Origin of the sequence: Streptomyces katrae, assembly GCF_000717655.1 — a bacterium.
Lineage (GTDB): Bacteria > Actinomycetota > Actinomycetes > Streptomycetales > Streptomycetaceae > Streptomyces > Streptomyces katrae_B.
The window spans coordinates 1-15,646 of the sequence record NZ_JNZY01000073.1 but is presented as its reverse complement, the minus strand read 5'-3'; the positions used below and the strand labels follow the sequence as shown (position 1 = coordinate 15,646).

The 15,646-nt window shown below is 71.5% G+C and carries 13 protein-coding genes and 2 pseudogenes; 4 read left to right on the top strand and 11 right to left on the bottom strand.

The window, feature by feature from the left end; translation table 11 throughout:
• The first annotated feature begins 31 nt into the window (after positions 1-31).
• Together IF09_RS0138690 and IF09_RS0138685 are read left to right on the top strand one after the other, a co-directional pair.
• Positions 32-595 carry a DUF742 domain-containing protein gene (locus IF09_RS0138690; RefSeq protein WP_078613729.1) on the top strand — a complete coding sequence of 188 codons (564 nt, stop codon included), beginning with the start codon at positions 32-34 and terminating at the stop codon, positions 593-595.
• Positions 562-930: pseudogene (locus IF09_RS0138685) on the top strand (GTP-binding protein); the annotation flags it as partial. The gene IF09_RS0138690 and the pseudogene IF09_RS0138685, both read left to right, overlap by 34 nt.
• Before the next feature lie 448 nt (positions 931-1,378).
• Here IF09_RS0138685 and IF09_RS0138680 read toward each other — a convergent pair.
• The gene (locus IF09_RS0138680) at positions 1,379-1,582 is read right to left on the bottom strand and encodes an acyl-CoA carboxylase subunit epsilon (protein WP_030304124.1); all 204 of its coding nucleotides are present in this window, start codon (positions 1,580-1,582) and stop codon (positions 1,379-1,381) included.
• 23 nt (positions 1,583-1,605) lie between these two features.
• Positions 1,606-3,189, bottom strand: a complete 1,584-nt coding sequence (locus IF09_RS0138675; RefSeq protein ID WP_030304122.1) for an acyl-CoA carboxylase subunit beta — start codon at positions 3,187-3,189, stop codon at positions 1,606-1,608.
• Positions 3,190-3,446: 257 nt separating this feature from the next.
• On the opposite strand from IF09_RS0138675, the gene IF09_RS0138670 reads away from it, so the two are divergent.
• Positions 3,447-4,061 carry a YceI family protein gene (locus tag IF09_RS0138670; protein ID WP_030304121.1) on the top strand — a complete coding sequence of 205 codons (615 nt, stop codon included), beginning with the start codon at positions 3,447-3,449 and terminating at the stop codon, positions 4,059-4,061.
• Between the two features lie 34 nt (positions 4,062-4,095).
• Here IF09_RS0138670 and IF09_RS0138665 read toward each other — a convergent pair whose 3' ends face one another.
• The 6 genes from IF09_RS0138665 to ureA all read right to left on the bottom strand — a co-directional run bounded on the left by IF09_RS0138665 (position 4,096) and on the right by ureA (position 11,662).
• Positions 4,096-5,442 (bottom strand): hypothetical protein, encoded by a 1,347-nt coding sequence (locus tag IF09_RS0138665; RefSeq protein ID WP_030304119.1) that lies wholly within the window; start codon positions 5,440-5,442, stop codon positions 4,096-4,098.
• A 107-nt stretch (positions 5,443-5,549) separates the two neighbouring features.
• Complete coding sequence (cimA, locus tag IF09_RS0138660; RefSeq protein ID WP_051833641.1) at positions 5,550-7,172, bottom strand: citramalate synthase; 1,623 nt, start codon at positions 7,170-7,172, stop codon at positions 5,550-5,552.
• A 295-nt stretch (positions 7,173-7,467) separates the two neighbouring features.
• Positions 7,468-8,076, bottom strand: a complete 609-nt coding sequence (locus tag IF09_RS0138655) for a TetR/AcrR family transcriptional regulator (protein ID WP_030304115.1) — start codon at positions 8,074-8,076, stop codon at positions 7,468-7,470.
• A 29-nt stretch (positions 8,077-8,105) separates the two neighbouring features.
• A complete protein-coding gene (locus IF09_RS0138650) occupies positions 8,106-9,152 on the bottom strand; it encodes an agmatine deiminase family protein (protein WP_051833639.1) in 1,047 nt (348 codons plus the stop codon).
• Positions 9,153-9,206: 54 nt separating this feature from the next.
• Positions 9,207-10,889 (bottom strand): urease subunit alpha, encoded by a 1,683-nt coding sequence (locus tag IF09_RS0138645; RefSeq protein ID WP_030304113.1) that lies wholly within the window; start codon positions 10,887-10,889, stop codon positions 9,207-9,209.
• 47 nt (positions 10,890-10,936) lie between these two features.
• A complete protein-coding gene (ureA, locus tag IF09_RS0138640) occupies positions 10,937-11,662 on the bottom strand; it encodes an urease subunit gamma (RefSeq protein ID WP_030304112.1) in 726 nt (241 codons plus the stop codon).
• A 157-nt stretch (positions 11,663-11,819) separates the two neighbouring features.
• Between ureA and IF09_RS0138635 the strand changes: the two genes are divergently transcribed.
• Positions 11,820-13,262 carry a cytosine permease gene (locus IF09_RS0138635; RefSeq protein ID WP_030304111.1) on the top strand — a complete coding sequence of 481 codons (1,443 nt, stop codon included), beginning with the start codon at positions 11,820-11,822 and terminating at the stop codon, positions 13,260-13,262.
• Positions 13,263-13,344: 82 nt separating this feature from the next.
• Here the strand turns inward: IF09_RS0138635 and IF09_RS0138630 are convergent, their stop codons facing one another.
• The 3 genes and pseudogenes from IF09_RS0138630 to IF09_RS45330 form a co-directional block, all read right to left on the bottom strand.
• On the bottom strand, positions 13,345-13,779 hold the full coding sequence (locus tag IF09_RS0138630) for a hypothetical protein (protein WP_051833637.1): 435 nt from the start codon (positions 13,777-13,779) through the stop codon (positions 13,345-13,347).
• A gap of 393 nt (positions 13,780-14,172) precedes the next feature.
• On the bottom strand, positions 14,173-15,273 hold the full coding sequence (locus IF09_RS0138625) for a branched-chain amino acid aminotransferase (RefSeq protein ID WP_030304108.1): 1,101 nt from the start codon (positions 15,271-15,273) through the stop codon (positions 14,173-14,175).
• 231 nt (positions 15,274-15,504) lie between these two features.
• Positions 15,505-15,646: pseudogene (locus IF09_RS45330) on the bottom strand (3-isopropylmalate dehydrogenase); the annotation flags it as partial.

Here is a 15,646-nt window from a genome sequence, read left to right as displayed (position 1 = left end):
GTACTGCGTTCTTGGAGTCGGAGGAGGAAACGTGACAACACCCGGAGGTCATCCTTATGGCGGCGCGCAGCAGCCGCAGGGTGGGCAGCACGACCAGAACCGCTTCAACTTTCCCTCCGCTCCCAGCCGGCCCGTGCCGGAGCAGAACCCCTACCAGCAGCCGTACGGCCAGCCCCAGCAGGCCCAGCCGCCTCACCGGCCTCCGCAGCAGCCCCATCGTGGGTCGCCGCAGGCCCCGAAGGCACACAACCCGCTGGTGCGTCCGTACGCAATGACCGGCGGCCGTACCCGGCCGCGCTACCAGCTCGCCATCGAGGCGCTGGTCAGTACCACGGCCGATCCCGCGCGGCTGCAAGGGCAGTTGCCCGAGCACCAGCGCATCTGCCGCCTGTGCCAGGAGATCAAATCCGTCGCGGAGATCTCGGCACTTCTCTCCATTCCTCTTGGTGTCGCCCGAATCCTCGTCGCCGACCTGGCGGAGGCGGGCCTTGTCGCCATTCACCAGCCCGGCGGCGACGAGTCTGCCGGCGGCCAGCCAGATGTGACACTGCTCGAAAGGGGGACTTCGGCCGCATCACCCTGGACCAGGACCTGATCCTGTACCTCTTCGGTACCCCCGGTCAGGACCGGTTCTGGTTCATGTGGGACGACCTCGTCCGCGGCGCCATCGGTGCCGTCGTCCTCGTCGACACCCGCCGCCTCGCCGACTGCTTCCCCGCGGTCGACTACTTCGAGAACAGCGGCCTGCCGTTCGTCATCGCCCTCAACGGCTTCGACGGGCATCAGCCGTACACGCCGGAGGAAGTCCGCGAGGCCCTGCAGATCGGCCCGGACGCACCGATCATCACCACCGACGCCCGCCACCGCGCGGACGCCAAGAGCGCGCTCATCACGCTCGTCGAGCACGCCCTCATGGCCCGCCTGCGGTAGGCCTCCCCGTCCAGCGCGAACGCCGGGATCCCCTTCCACAGGGATCCCGGCGTTCCGTTTTTTCCCCGCACGGGGCAGGCCCCGGTCCGCGGCCCGTTGTGGGATCGTCTCGTCGGCCCGGTCTGCGAGCGGCGGGTTCCGAGGTGATGGGATGTCCGTGACCCGCGGCGACGCGTACGGCGTTCCACGAGAGCCGGCAGGACGGGTCCGCGCGGTCCGCCCGGCGCGTGCCGCCGCGGGATCGACGGGGACCGGGGCGGCGAGTCCGCCCTGCGCATCCCGCCGGAGTCGTTCCTCAGGCGGGACCTCTCCCGGCCGCTGCGGCCGGACGCCCGGCGCTTCGGCCTGGCCGTGCCCCTGGAGGCGAGTGACCCGGGACTGACACCCGCCCGGGCACGGCGAAGCCCCCGTCCGTACGCGGCGTACGGACGGGGGCTTCGTACAGGGACTAGCCCTGCCAGCTGTGCGGGGCGCGGAAGCCGGGGGTGCGTTCCAGGCGGCGCCAGCGGGCCTGGGAGCCGATGCGGTGCACCGAGGGCTCCTGCGGGGTGGCCGCGGCGCGGGCCAGCAGGATCGCGGTGATCGCGGCCAGCTCCTCGGGGGCGGCGTTGCCCTTCTCGACGCGCAGCAGGGTGTCGGCAGTCTTGCTCATGGGTGGCAGGTCTCCTTCGCTGGTTACTGCGGCGGGTTGCCGTGCTTGCGGGACGGCAGGTCGGCGTGCTTGCTGCGGAGCATCGCCAGTGCGCTGATCAGGGTTTCGCGGGTCTCCGCCGGGTCGATGACGTCGTCGACGAGACCGCGTTCGGCGGCGTAGTACGGGTGCATCAGCTCGGCCTTGTACTCCTTGACCATGCGCGCGCGCATCGCCTCGGGGTCCTCGGCCTCCGCGATCTGCTTGCGGAAGATGACGTTCGCGGCGCCCTCGGCGCCCATGACCGCGATCTCGTTGGTCGGCCAGGCGTACGTGATGTCCGCGCCGATGGACTGGGAGTCCATGACGATGTACGCGCCGCCGTAGGCCTTGCGCAGGATCAGCGAGATCCGCGGGACCGTGGCGTTGCAGTACGCGTACAGGAGCTTGGCGCCGTGGCGGATGATGCCGCCGTGCTCCTGGTCGACGCCCGGCAGGAAGCCGGGGACGTCCAGCAGCGTGATGATCGGGATGTTGAAGGCGTCGCACATCTGGACGAAGCGCGCGGCCTTCTCGGAGGCCTCGATGTCCAGGACGCCGGCGAGGTGGCCGGGCTGGTTGGCGACGATGCCGACGACCTGGCCGTCGAGCCGGGCCAGAGCGCAGATGATGTTGCGGGCCCAGCGCTCGTGGATCTCGAGGACGTCGCCTTCGTCGACGAGCTCCTCGATCACCTTGAGCATGTCGTACGGGCGGTTGCCGTCCGCGGGGACCAGGTCCAGCAGGACGTCCGAGCGCCGGTCGGCGGGGTCGGAGGTCTCGTGGACCGGCGGGTTCTCCCGGTTGTTGGAGGGCAGCATCGAGATGAGGTAGCGCACCTCGGAGATGCAGGTCTCCTCGTCGTCGTACGCGAAGTGCGCGACGCCGGAGGTCTCTGCGTGCACGTCGGCGCCGCCGAGGCCGTTCTGGGAGATCTCCTCACCGGTGACGGCACGGACGACGTCGGGGCCGGTGATGAACATCTGCGAGGTCTCGCGGACCATGAACACGAAGTCGGTCAGGGCCGGCGAGTACGCGGCGCCGCCGGCGCACGGGCCCAGCATGACCGAGATCTGCGGGATGACACCCGAGGCCTTGGTGTTGCGCTGGAAGATGCCGCCGTAGCCGGCGAGCGCGGAGACGCCCTCCTGGATGCGGGCGCCGGCGCCGTCGTTCAGGGAGACCAGCGGAGCACCGGCCGCGATGGCCATGTCCATGATCTTGTGGATCTTCGTGGCGTGGGCCTCGCCCAGGGCGCCGCCGAAGATGCGGAAGTCGTGCGCGTAGACGAAGACCGTGCGGCCCTCGACCGTGCCCCAGCCTGTGATGACGCCGTCGGTGTACGGCTTCTTGCCCTCGAGGCCGAAACCGGTCGCCCGGTGGCGGCGCAGCTGCTCGACCTCCTTGAAGGAACCCTCGTCGAGCAGCAGCGCGATGCGCTCGCGCGCGGTCAGCTTGCCCTTGGCGTGCTGCGCCTCGGTCGCCCGGTCACTGGGTCCACGCCGCGCCTGCTCACGCAGGGAGTGCAGCTCGGCCACGCGCCCGCGGGCGTCCGTCGGCTCGCTCGGAGTCTGGTCCACAACGGTCATGTATCGACCTTACGAAGCGGTCGAAGAAAAACCTCCGTTGGTTCCACACAGTCTCGGGTGTGTTCCGCTGTCCGGCCCGGACAGAACCGCCACGTGATGCGCGGACACCACCAGGCGGGACGGCCCTCCTTTGTGGAGTGTCCACAAATCGGCGTGACATGGCCCCGGAATGTTGAAATTTGAACGGAATGGGTCTAGCGTCGTTCTCGTTGAAAGTTCAACCAACACCGAGCAGGGCACCCCCCAAGGAGCAGATCATGGGTCTCTTCACCCGCCGCAGCCAGGACACCACCACCAGCGCCGCCGTCGCCACTCTCGAGGTGGACCCGGCCCTGGCCGCCCTCACCGGCGACTACGTCATCGACGCCGCCCACAGCAGCATCGGCTTCACCGTCCGCCACGCGATGGTGACCAACGTCCGCGGCAGCTTCGCCGACTACGCCGGCACCCTGCAGCTGGACGGCAGCGACCCGGCCCGCTCCGCCGCCTCCCTCGAGGTGAAGGTCGCCTCCGTGGACACCGGCATCGCCGACCGCGACGGCCACCTGCGCAGCGCGGACTTCTTCGACACGGAGTCCTTCCCGCTGATGACCTTCCGCTCCACCGAGGCGGCCCAGCTCGGCGGCGACAAGTACCGCATCACCGGCGAGCTGACGATCAAGGACGTGACCCGCCCGCTCTCCATCGACCTGGAGTTCAACGGCTCGGCCACCGACGTCTACGGCAACGAGCGCGTCGGCTTCGAGGGCTCCGCCGAGATCCTGCGCTCCGACTGGGGCCTGACCTGGAACGCCGCGCTGGAGGCCGGCGGCGTCATGGTCAGCGACAAGGTGAAGCTGACCTTCGACATCTCGGCCATCAAGCAGGCCTGACCCGCCTGACCCAGCGCCGGGGCCGGGGGCGGTTCTAGAAGCCGCCCCCACCGTCGAAGCCGCCGCCTCCGTCGAACCCACCGCCGCCGCCGAAGTCCCCTCCCCCGAAGTCGGAGGAGTTGAAGTCGGCGCCGGAGTAGTCCCCGCCGTCGTAGCCGCCCATGTCGGAGGCGTAGGCGGGGCTCGACATCATCGAGCCGAGCAGCGTGCCCACGAGCAGGCCGGGCAGGATGCCGCCGCCGAAGTATCCGCCCGCCCAGGGGCCGTACGCCGGGCCTGCGTCGTAGTACGGGCGCGGCCCGTACGCGGTGTCGACCGTGCGGACCATCGGGTCCTTGCCCTCGCGCAGGCGGACGGCGTCCGCCGCACACACGGGGACGGTACGCGCCGCCCCGCCGGCCGGCGCCCAGTCGGCGTCCTCCATACTCGGCCCGTGCCGCGGGTCGAAGAAGCAGGGCGAACGGCGTTCGGGCAGCGGCCTGCCCTCACGGCGGGCGTCGAGGCTCGCCAGCGCGAACCGGCCGTCCTCCAGGGACTGGGTGACTCCCCTGACCTCATCGGGGTGCCGGACCGAGGCCATGATGTCCTTGGCCTTCTCGTACGAGTCGAGGCCCTTTTCGTAGTCCGCCCGCATGGCGTCGTCCGCGCCGGGCTCACCGGGGTGGAAGTCCAGCCGGTCGAGTTCCTCGCCGAACGCGGTGATGTCCTCGTCGACGACCACGCGCAGCTTCTCGATGGCCTCGCGCTCCGCCTCTTCCTTCTTCTTGCGGTTCCGGCGCACCAGCGCGTACGCACCGCCGCCGCCGATCGCGGCCACCGCGCCGAGCGTGATCAGCCCGCCTACCGGGGCTCCGCCGCCGCTGCCGGAGTCGCCCCAGGAGGCCGGGGCTCCGCCCTTGGCCTGGGCCAGGGCCTGGTCCACGAAGTTGTTCAGCTGCGTGCCCGCGTCCACGGGCCCGCCGGCCTTCACGGCATCGGTCAGGTTGCGGACGGCGTTGGTGGGCATGACCGCCCGGTCGGCACCCGCGTTGAAGCCGTCGCCGAGCCGGATCGCGTAGAGCCCGGTGATGCCCGTCTCGGCCCGGACCGTACGCAGCACGCTGTCGGCCGGGAACTCCGCGGTGGCCGGCAGCACGGCGACGAACACCGGCTTCCCGGCATCCTTGATCTTCTTCGCCAGTGCGTCCGCCTGGGCCTTCGGCAGCTGCGCCTCGGCGCGGGGGTCCACGTAGACCGGGCCCTGCTTGAGGGCCTCCGCCACGGCAGCGGGTCCGGTGGCCGCCGATGCCTGCGGCGCGGCCACGAGGGCGGTCGCGGACAGGGCCAGCAGCAGACCGGCCAGCAGCCGGCCGGAACGTACGGGTATCAGCCTGGTCCTCATGTCCCCGACGCTACCGGAACCGCCGCTTTCCTGTGTGAACAGGACATAAACCCCACCCCCCTGCGTCCCCGTCCCGGGGGCAGGGGGGTGGGGTGAGTCCGGCTCGGCTACTCGGCGGGTTCCACGCCGGCGTGGAGGAGCCCGTAGGTGATGGCGTCCTCCAGGGCCTGCCAGGACGCGGCGATCACGTTGGGGGCCACGCCCACCGTCGACCACTCGCGGCTGCCGTCCGTCGTGGCGATCAGGACGCGGGTCGTGGACTCCGTGCCGTGCTTGCCCTCCAGGATGCGGACCTTGTAGTCGATCAGCTCGAACTTGGCCAGCTGGGGGTAGAAGCGCTCCAGTGCGACCCGCAGCGCCCGGTCCAGGGCGTTGACCGGGCCGTTGCCCTCCGCCGTGGCGACGATCCGCTCGCCCTTGGCCCACAGCTTGACCGTGGCCTCGTTGGCGTGGGTGCCGTCCGGGCGGTCCTCGACGATGGCCCGCCAGGACTCCGTACGGAAGTACTTGCGGGCGCGGCCCTCGACCTCCGCACGCAGCAGCAGCTCGAAGGAGGCGTCGGCGGCCTCGTACGTATAACCCGAGAGCTCCCGCTCCTTGACCCGCTCGACGACCCGGGACACCAGCGCGCGGTCCCCGCCGAGGTCGACGCCGAGCTCCTTGCCCTTGAGCTCGATGGAGGCGCGCCCGGCCATGTCGGAGACCAGCATCCGCATGGTGTTGCCGACCCGCTCCGGGTCGATGTGCTGGTACAGGTCCGGGTCGACCTTGATGGCCGAGGCGTGCAGGCCCGCCTTGTGGGCGAAGGCCGAGACGCCGACGTACGGCTGGTGCGTGGACGGGGTCAGGTTCACGACCTCGGCGATGGCGTGCGAGATGCGGGTCATCTCGGCGAGCGCACCGACGGGCAGCACCTGGCGCCCGTACTTGATCTCCAGCGCGGCGACGACGGGGAAGAGGTTGGCGTTGCCGACCCGCTCGCCGTAGCCGTTCGCCGTGCACTGCACGTGCGTGGCGCCGGCGTCGACGGCGGCCAGGGTGTTGGCGACGGCGCAGCCGGTGTCGTCCTGGGCGTGGATGCCCAGGCGCGCCCCGGTGTCGGCGAGTACGGTCGCGACGGTCGCCGTGACCTGGGCCGGCAGCATGCCGCCGTTGGTGTCGCAGAGGATGACGACGTCGGCGCCGGCCTCGTGGGCGGTGCGCACGACGGACTTCGCGTACTCGGCGTTGGCCCGGTAACCGTCGAAGAAGTGCTCGCAGTCGACGAAGACGCGGCGGCCCTGGGCGACCAGGTGGGAGACCGTGTCCCGGACCATCTCCAGGTTCTCGTCCAGCGTGGTGCGCAGGGCGAGCTCGACGTGCCGGTCGTGGGACTTGGCGACCAGGGTGATCACCGGGGCCCCCGACTCGAGCAGGGCCCGCACCTGCGGGTCCTCGGCGGCCGAGCCGCCCGCCCGCCGCGTCGCGCCGAAGGCGACCAGCTGGGCGTGCTTGAAGTCGATCTCGGCCCGGGCGCGGGCGAAGAACTCGGTGTCGCGGGGATTGGCACCCGGCCAGCCGCCCTCGATGAAGCCCACTCCGAAGTCGTCCAGGTGCCGCGCGATCGTCAGCTTGTCGGCGACGGTGAGGTTGATGCCCTCACGCTGGGCGCCGTCGCGCAGGGTGGTGTCGAAGACGTGGAAGCCATCGTCGGGACCCTGGGCCGGCACTGTCGCCTCTGTCGTCGTCATGCTGATCTGACTCCTGTCGGATGAGTGGTTCCGGATACCCGCCCCAGGGCAGGCCGCCGCCACTGCCCCCATCATCCCGCGCAGTGCGTTCCCGGCAGGAATGGAGCCGGGAAACGAAAAGACCTCTCGCGGGTGCGAGAGGTCTGCGCGCGGGTCTGAGGCACGATGGCCGCTTCCGCGAAGGTTTTCCACGGTTCAGCGGCCACTGCGGACCGGCGCGCTGCTGTCCATAATCATGAGCTGAGCAGGCACATCCGCAGTGTGTCATACCGTCTCACCGCAAGAGCGGCGCGTCTCACGATACGAGAGACTCGTCGAGGAATTCCGAGACGTGGGCCAGGATGTCCGCCCGCCCCATCCCGGGCAGGCCGACGGCGACCTGGATGCTGAACCCGTCGAGCAGGGCCCGCAGCCGGGCGCCGAAGCGGTCGGGGTCCACGGGCCGGAACTCCCCCCGGGAGACGCCCTCGGCGAGCAGGGCGACCAGGTCGCGGTGCCAGGCGCCCTCGATGGCGGCCTGGCGGTCGCGTTCCTGCGGGCCGGCGTTCTGCGAGCGGTTCCAGACCTCCAGCCACAGGGTCCAGTGCGGGTCCCGGGCCTCCTCGGGCACGTACAGGTCCACGTACGCCTGCAGGCGCTCGCGCGCCGGGCCGCGGCGGGACAGCAGGGCCCGCCGCTTCGCGCCCAGGGCCGCCTCGCTCCACTCCAGCGTCTGCAGCAGGAGCTCGTCCTTGCTGCCGAAGTAGTAGAGGAGGTGACCGCTGCTCATGCCGACCTGGCGGCCCAGCCCGGCCATGGTCAGGCCCTCCAGGCCGCGCTCGGCGATCGTGGCCATGGCGGCGACGAGTACGTCCTCGCGCGGCGGCGCGTTCTTCCGCACCGCGCGTACTCCACCCGCCGCCATGGGCCACTCCTTCGTCGATCCGCCTCGGGTCAGACCTTCGGCTGCTGCTGGGTGATGCAGTGGATACCGCCACCCCCGGCGAAAATCGTACGTGCGTCAACCAGCGTCACGGTCCGCTCGGGGAACAGGCCGCGGAAGATCTCGGCGGCCTCCTCGTCGCGCGGGTCGTCGAAGGAGCACAGCACGACGCCGCCGTTGCACAGGTAGTGGTTGATGTAGGAGTAGTCCACCCACTCACCGTCCTCCTCCAGCACGGTCGGCGCCGGGATCTCCACGACCTCCAGCTGCCGGCCCCGTGCGTCGGTGGACGCGCGCAGGATGGCTGCGATGGTCTTGCAGCGCTCGTGGTCCGGGTGGGCGGGGTCGGGCTGGGTGTGGACCATCACCACGCCGGGGCGGGCGAAGGCGGCCACGATGTCGACGTGGCCCTGCGTGCCGTAGGTGCCGTAGTCGCCGGCCAGGCCGTACGGGAGCCAGATCGCCTTGGTGGTGCCGAGGTGGGCGTGGATCTCCTCCTCTACCTGCTGGCGGGTCCAGTCGGGGTTGCGCCCGGCGCCGAGCTGCACGGTGTCGGTGAGGAGCACGGTGCCCTCGCCGTCGACGTGGAGGGCGCCGCCCTCGTTGACCAGCGGGGTGCTGTACGTACGGGTGCCGGCGAGGTCGGAGACGTGCCGGGCGATCTTGGAGTCGTGCTCCCAGCGGGCCCACTCCTGGGCGCCCCAGCCGTTGAAGGTCCAGTCCACGGCGGCCAGCTCGCCGGCCCCGTTGGTGACGAAGGTCGGGCCGATGTCGCGCATCCAGGCGTCGTCGAGCTCGCGCTCCACCAGCTGTACGCCGTCGCCGACGATCGCGCGGGCGCTCCCCGCGTCACCGGGCGAGACGACCAGGGTCACCGGCTCGTACGAGCGGACCGCGCGGGCGACGGCGCCCCAGGCCTCGCGGGCCTCGGCGAGCTCCTGCTCGTTGGTGAAGGTCGGGTTGGGGCTGGGCCAGGCCATCCAGGTGCGCTCGTGGGGCATCCACTCGGCGGGCATCCGGAATCCGTGGGCGGCGGGCTTGTCGGGCTGTGCAGTCATGGCAGGGGGTCCTTACGGGCTTTACAAGCTGTGCCGGTTTGCGAGCTGTGCCGGTTACAGGAAGTACAGGCGGTTGAGGGAGACCGAGTCGGCCGCTTCGGAGCGAAGCGGGTCGCCGTCGAGGGTGACGAGCCCGCTGCGCGCGTCCACGTCGACCGCGCCCACCCGGGAGTTGAGGAGGAGGTTCCCCGGGCCGATGCCGCGGGTGCCGCGGACGGCGACCCGGCGGCGCCGGGTCGGCATCTCGTCGCTGCCGAGGGCCGCTGCGGCCGCCGAGACGAAGGCGACGGAGATGTCGGCGGCGGTGGCTCCGTACGAACCGAACTGCGGGCCGAGGACCAGCGGTTCGCAGGTGTCGGTGGCCGCGTTGGGGTCGCCGGTGACCCCGTACGCGGGGAAGCCGGACTTGAGGACCAGCTGCGGCTTGGCGCCGAAGAACTGGGGGCGCCACAGCACGATGTCGGCGAGCTTGCCGACCTCGATGGAGCCGATCTCGTGGGCCAGGCCGTGGGCGATGGCCGGGTTGATGGTCAGCTTGGCCATGTAGCGCAGGACGCGGGCGTTGTCGTCGCCCTCGCCGTCGCCTTCGAGCGGGCCCAGCTCGCCCTTCATCTTGGCGGCCATGGCGAAGGTGCGGCGGATGGTCTCGCCTGCGCGGCCCATGCCCTGGGCGTCGGAGGAGGTGATGCCGATGGCGCCCAGGTCGTGCAGCACGTCCTCGGCGCCCATCGTGCCCGCGCGGATCCGGTCGCGGGCCATGGCGGCGTCGCCCGGGAGGTCGGGCTTGAGGTCGTGGACGGAGACGATCATGCCGTAGTGCTCGGCGACGGCGTCCCGGCCGAAGGGCAGGGTGGGGTTGGTGGAGGAGCCGATGACGTTGGGCACGCCGGCCATCTTGAGCACGTTGGGGACGTGTCCGCCGCCGCAGCCCTCGATGTGGAAGGCGTGGATGGTCCGGCCGTCCAGCACGCGAAGGGTGTCCTCGACGGACAGGCACTCGTTGAGGCCGTCGCTGTGCAGGGCGACCTGGACGTCGTGCTCCTCCGCCACCCGCAGCGCGGTGTCCAGGGCACGGGTGTGCGCCCCCATGTCCTCGTGGACCTTGAACCCGGACGCACCGCCCTCGGCCAGCGCCTCGACCAGCGGGGCGGCGTCCGAGGACGAACCACGGGCGAGGAAGCCGATGTTGACGGGCCAGGCGTCGAAGGCGTTGAACGCGTGCTTGAGGGCCCAGGGCGAGTTGACGCCGACGCCCCAGACCGGGCCGAACTCCTGGCCGATGATCGTGGTGACGCCCGCGGCGAGCGAGGCCTCCATGACGCGCGGGGACAGCAGGTGGACGTGGGTGTCGACGGCGCCGGCGGTGGCGATCAGGCCCTCGCCGGAGACGATGCTCGTGCCCGTGCCGACGACCACGTCCACCCCGTCGAGGGTGTCGGGGTTGCCGGCCCGGCCGATCGCGTGGATCCGGCCCTCGCGGATGCCGACGGAGACCTTGCGGATGCCGAGGACGGCGTCGATGACCAGGACGTTGCTGATCACGACGTCGCAGGTCTCGCGTACGGCTGCGGCCTTCAGGTGCAGTCCGTCGCGGGCGGTCTTGCCGAACCCGGCCAGGAACTCGTCGCCCGGCTTCTGCGCGTCGTACTCGACCCGGACGGTCAGCCCGCAGTCGCCGAGCCGGACGCGGTCGCCGGCGCGGGGGCCGAAGACGGAGGCGTACTCGTGGGGGTCGATGTGCCGGCTGCCCGGCGCACAGTGGTCGCTGTGCCTGGTCTGCTTGCTCACGCCTGCTCTCCCTCTGCCGAGTCGTCCGCCGTGTCACCGAGCCCCGTACCGAGGTAGCCGCAGGCCGCGGCGCGGCGCAGGGCCTCGTCCTTGGCACCGGGGGCGTCCAGGGGGCCGTCGACCAGACCGGCGAAGCCGATCGCGATGCGGGCGCCGCCGATGGGGACGAGCCCGACCTCGGCCTCGCCGTGCGGGTCGAACCGCACGGACGAGCCCGCGGGCACGCACAGCCGCATGCCGTAGGCCGCGGCGCGGTCGAATGCGAGGCGGGGGTTGGCCTCGAAGAAGTGGAAGTGGGACGTGACGCTCACCGGCACGGAGGCCGTGTTGCGCACGTGCACGTGCAACGCCGGCTCCGGCTGGGGAGCGCCGGGACCGGGTACGACCGCTCCGGGGGCGTCCTCGCCGAGCGGCACCGCGCCCCGGACCGGGGCCGGGACCACCGCGAGGCGGGACCCGTCGTCGAACACGGCCTCCACGTGCACCTCGGTGACCACGTCGGCCACGCCGGGCAGCACGTCGTCCGGGCCCAGCACGCTGCGGGCCTCCTCGATGGCCTCCGCCAGCCGCTTGCCGTCGCGCGCGGCCTCGCAGACCGTGTCCGCGATCATCGCGGTGGCCTCCGGGACGTTGAGCTTCAGTCCGCGGCCCCGCCGGGCCCTGGCCAGTTCCGCCGCGCTGCGCAGCAGCAGCCGGTCGCGCTCCGTAGGGGTCAGCCGCACGCCGATCCACCACCTTTTGAGTCGATGGGTTAGAGCATCACTCTAACTCTTCATTTCTCAGCAATGAAGCATTGACCTGAGACCTGGGCTTAGGCCACATTGAGTGTCGCTCAAACAAATGCGAACCACCCCCCGCCCTGCCAAGGGAGTCCCCCCCATGCCCATCGAACAGCGCGGAGTCGACACCATCCCCGAGGAGGAGCGGACGAGCGGTCCCCGTGACCTGATCTCGATCCTGCTCGGCTCCAACCTCTGCCTCGGCGTGATCGTGTTCGGCTGGCTGCCCCCGTCCTTCGGACTGGGCCTGTGGCCCTCGGTCACCGCCATCGTGACCGGCACGCTCGTCGGCATCGCCTTCACCGCGCCGCTGGCGCTGGTGTCCCTGCGCACGGCGACCAACCTCTCCACCTCGAGCGGCGCCCAGTTCGGCGTCCGCGGCCGGCTCGTCGGCTCGGTGGTCGGCCTGCTGCTCGCCCTGGGCTACACGGCGCTCACCCTGTGGATCGGCGGTGACGTGATGGCCGGCACGCTGTCCCGGCTCGCCGGCCTGCCCGACACGGGTGCCACGCGGGCCGCGATGTACGGCGTACTGGCCGCCTGTACCGTCGTCGGGGCCGTCTTCGGCTACCGGCTCCTGCTGCGCATGAGCAAGATCCTCTCCCTCGGCATGGTGGTCCTGCTCGCCGTCGGCATCTACGCCTACGCCCCCGGCTTCACCACCGCCGCGCCGCCGGAGACCGCGTACCTGCTCGGCTCCTTCTGGCCGACCTGGCTGCTCGCCGCCGTCGCCGCCGGACTCAGCGGACCCGTCGCCTTCATCACCCTGCTCGGCGACTACACCCGCTACATCTCCCCCCGCAAGCACGGCTCCCGCAAGGTGTTCTGGGCCACCTGTCTCGGCCTGCTGGCCGGCCTGCTGATCCCGCAGCTGTTCGGCACCTACACCGCGCTCGCCGCGAAGGCCGGCGCCGACTACGCCGGGCCCCTCGTCGAGGCCGCGCCCTTCTGGTTCCTGCTCCCGCTGCTCGCCGCCGCGGCGGCCGGCTCGGTGGGCAACGCCGGGCTGATGCTCTACTCCATGGGCCTCGACCTCGACGCCATCGTGCCGAGGGCGACCCGGGCCAACGCCACGCTGGTCGCGGCGGGCGTCGCCACCGGGTTCGTCTTCATCGGCTCCTTCGAGTGGGACGTGCAGTCCGCGATGACCTCGTTCGTCCTGCTGCTGACCGCGATCGGCACCCCGTGGGCCGTGATCACCCTGATCGGCTACGTCCGCTGCCGCGGGCAGTACGACGCCGATGCCCTCCAGGTCTTCAACCGCCGCTCGGTGGGCGGGATCTACTGGTACCGGGCCGGCTGGAACGTCGCCGCCACGGTCTCCTGGGCCGTCGGCGCCGGAGTCGGCCTGCTCGCCGTGACCACCCCCTTCTACGAGGGCCCGCTGCTCGCCCTCACCGGCGGCGTCGACTGCTCCTTCATCCTCTCCGGCCTGGCCGGCGGCCTGCTCTACGCGGCCCTGACCGCCCGCCGCTCCCCCGCCGCGGCCGAGACCGCGGACCCGGCCGCACCGGCCGACAGGTTCGCGGTGGCCGCCGACTGACGGCGGACGCAGGGACCGGTGCACCGCGCGGGCCCCGGGGGACGTCCCCCGGGGCCCGCGCGGCGGTCGCCGCCACCGCCCGCTAACGGCAGTTCTGTGAGGTCGTCGCCTCGGTGGCCGCGGTGTCCAGCGCCTGGACCTGCGGCTGGAGCTGGGTGATCGCGTCCTTGCCCGTGGTGTCGCCCGGCAGGTCCTCGTAGGCCTTCTTGAGGTTCTCCGCGGCCGTCGTGACGGCGTCCTTCTCGGCCGACTTCAATGCCGACGTGTTCTCCTTGACCTTCTTCCAGTCGGCCTGGACGGCGTCGTACGCCGACTTCAACTGGTCCTTGGTGGCCGTGGCCGGATTCAGCGCCTTGAGTGCGGCGTTGTCCGACTTCAACTGGACCAGGCTGGTGCACAGCGCGGCGCTGGCCGAGGAGGCTGCCTCCTGCGGCGTCGTGTCGTCGTCGCTGGAGCATGCCGAGGCGCCGAGTACCACGGCCGTGCACAGCAGGCCGGAGGCAACGAACCGCTTCATGGGGATCCGCCTTCCCGCCGGCCAGGGCGGCCGACGCACGAGAGATTCACGCCGCTGGGGGCGTACCGCGCCACCCGGAGCCGGTGTCCGGCGCCGTATGGGCAGGCGTGATCAACGTCGCACGCCGGTGCGTCCACCGCATCTCCGAACGGACCGGACCCGTGCGGCCCCACGGAGCGGCGGGCGAGGTCACGACCCCCGCGGGCACGGGCCCCGGCGGCCCCCGCGCCCCGGCAGGCGGAGGGTGCGCAACCGTGCCGGCGTACCCCCGTACGGGTGGCACGGGCGGGGACCGGGGCCCGCCCGCCCCCGCCCGGCGGACCGCGTCCCGGACGCACGACGAGGCCCCGGCCTCCCCGGCCGGGACCTCGTCGTGGCGGGTGCGCTGCGGACCTAGCCGAGCGGGTGCATCCAGCCGTGGGTGTCGGCGGTGTGGCCGGTCTGGAGGTCCAGCAGCGCCTTGCGGAGCTTCATGGTGACCTCGCCGGGCTGCCCGTCACCCTGGGTCCAGTTGGCGCGCTCGGACTTGACCGAACCGACCGGGGTGATGACGGCGGCGGTGCCGCAGGCGAACACCTCGGTCAGGGTGCCGTTCTCGTTGTCGCGCTTCCAGTCCTCGGTGGAGATACGTCCCTCCTCGGCGGTGTAGCCGAGGTCGCGGGCGATGGTGAGGAGGGAGTCGCGGGTGATGCCCGGCAGGAGCGAACCGGTCAGCTCCGGCGTGACGATGCGCTGCGTTCCGTCCTCCTGGCCGTACACGAAGTACAGGTTCATGCCGCCCATCTCCTCGATCCAGCGGTGCTCGACGGCGTCGAGCCACACGACCTGGTCGCAGCCGTGCTCGGCGGCCTGGGCCTGCGCCACGAGGGAGGCCGCGTAGTTGCCGCCGGTCTTGGCCGCGCCCGTACCGCCCTTGACGGCGCGGACGTACTCCTCGGAGAGCCAGACGGAGACGGGCTGGACGCCACCGGGGAAGTACGCACCGGCGGGCGAGGCGATGACCATGAAGAGGAACTCGTTGGCCGGGCGGACGCCCAGACCGACCTCGGACGCGAACATGAACGGCCGCAGGTACAGCGAGGCCTCGCCGGAGGAGGGCACCCAGGCGGCGTCCTGCTTGATGAGCGCGTCGCAGGCCTCGATGAAGAGGTCGGCCGGCAGCTCCGGCATCGCCATGCGGCGGGCGGAGGCCTGGAAGCGCTCGGCGTTGGCCTGCGGGCGGAACGTGGCGACGGTGCCGTCGGGCTGGCGGTAGGCCTTGAGCCCCTCGAAGATCGTCTGCGCGTAGTGCAGGGTCATGTTCGCCGGGTCCATCGACAGCGGCGCGTACGGGACCAGTTCGGCGTCGTGCCAGCCGCGGCCCTCGGTCCACTTGATCGTCACCATGTGGTCGGTGAAGTGGCGGCCGAAGCCGGGGCTGGCCAGGATCGCCTCGCGCTCCGCATCGGACAGCGGGTTCGAGGAGGGCTTGAGCTCGATCGTGGGCGTCGTCATGAGTGCTTGTCCTTCACCGGTTGTGTATGGCGGACCGCGCTCACGGCGTACTAGGACGTCCGGGCTTCCCGCATTCCGCGGTCTCGCGTTCGATTATCGCGCGCGAGGTGCCTGCGGAGAAGCGGGGTGAATGCGGCCCAGGGGAGATGGTGGCACCCGGGGCCGCACAGGAAAAGCCGCCGGGTGCGTCGTGCGCGCGACCCGGCGGCTTCCTGAGGTGGAGCTGCCGGGTCAGCCGGCTACTCGGGCGGCGAGCGCGTCGCCGATCTGGTCGGTGGTGCGGAAGGTTCCGTCGCGCTCCGCGAGGTCGGCGGTGACGGCGTCCTCGATGCGGGCGGCCTGGGTCTCGTGGCCGAGGTGGCGCAGCAGGAGG

Bases quoted from the DNA above. Each gene is read 5' to 3' on its own strand.
- IF09_RS0138680 (WP_030304124.1), bottom strand. From the start codon at position 1,582: ATGAGCAAGACTGCCGACACCCTGCTGCGCGTCGAGAAGGGCAACGCC.
- IF09_RS0138675 (WP_030304122.1), bottom strand. From the start codon at position 3,189: ATGACCGTTGTGGACCAGACTCCGAGCGAGCCGACGGACGCCCGCGGG.
- IF09_RS0138670 (WP_030304121.1), top strand. From the start codon at position 3,447: ATGGGTCTCTTCACCCGCCGCAGCCAGGACACCACCACCAGCGCCGCC.
- IF09_RS0138665 (WP_030304119.1), bottom strand. From the start codon at position 5,442: ATGAGGACCAGGCTGATACCCGTACGTTCCGGCCGGCTGCTGGCCGGT.
- cimA (WP_051833641.1), bottom strand. From the start codon at position 7,172: ATGACGACGACAGAGGCGACAGTGCCGGCCCAGGGTCCCGACGATGGC.
- IF09_RS0138655 (WP_030304115.1), bottom strand. From the start codon at position 8,076: ATGGCGGCGGGTGGAGTACGCGCGGTGCGGAAGAACGCGCCGCCGCGC.
- IF09_RS0138650 (WP_051833639.1), bottom strand. From the start codon at position 9,152: ATGACTGCACAGCCCGACAAGCCCGCCGCCCACGGATTCCGGATGCCC.
- IF09_RS0138635 (WP_030304111.1), top strand. From the start codon at position 11,820: ATGCCCATCGAACAGCGCGGAGTCGACACCATCCCCGAGGAGGAGCGG.
- IF09_RS0138630 (WP_051833637.1), bottom strand. From the start codon at position 13,779: ATGAAGCGGTTCGTTGCCTCCGGCCTGCTGTGCACGGCCGTGGTACTC.
- IF09_RS0138625 (WP_030304108.1), bottom strand. From the start codon at position 15,273: ATGACGACGCCCACGATCGAGCTCAAGCCCTCCTCGAACCCGCTGTCC.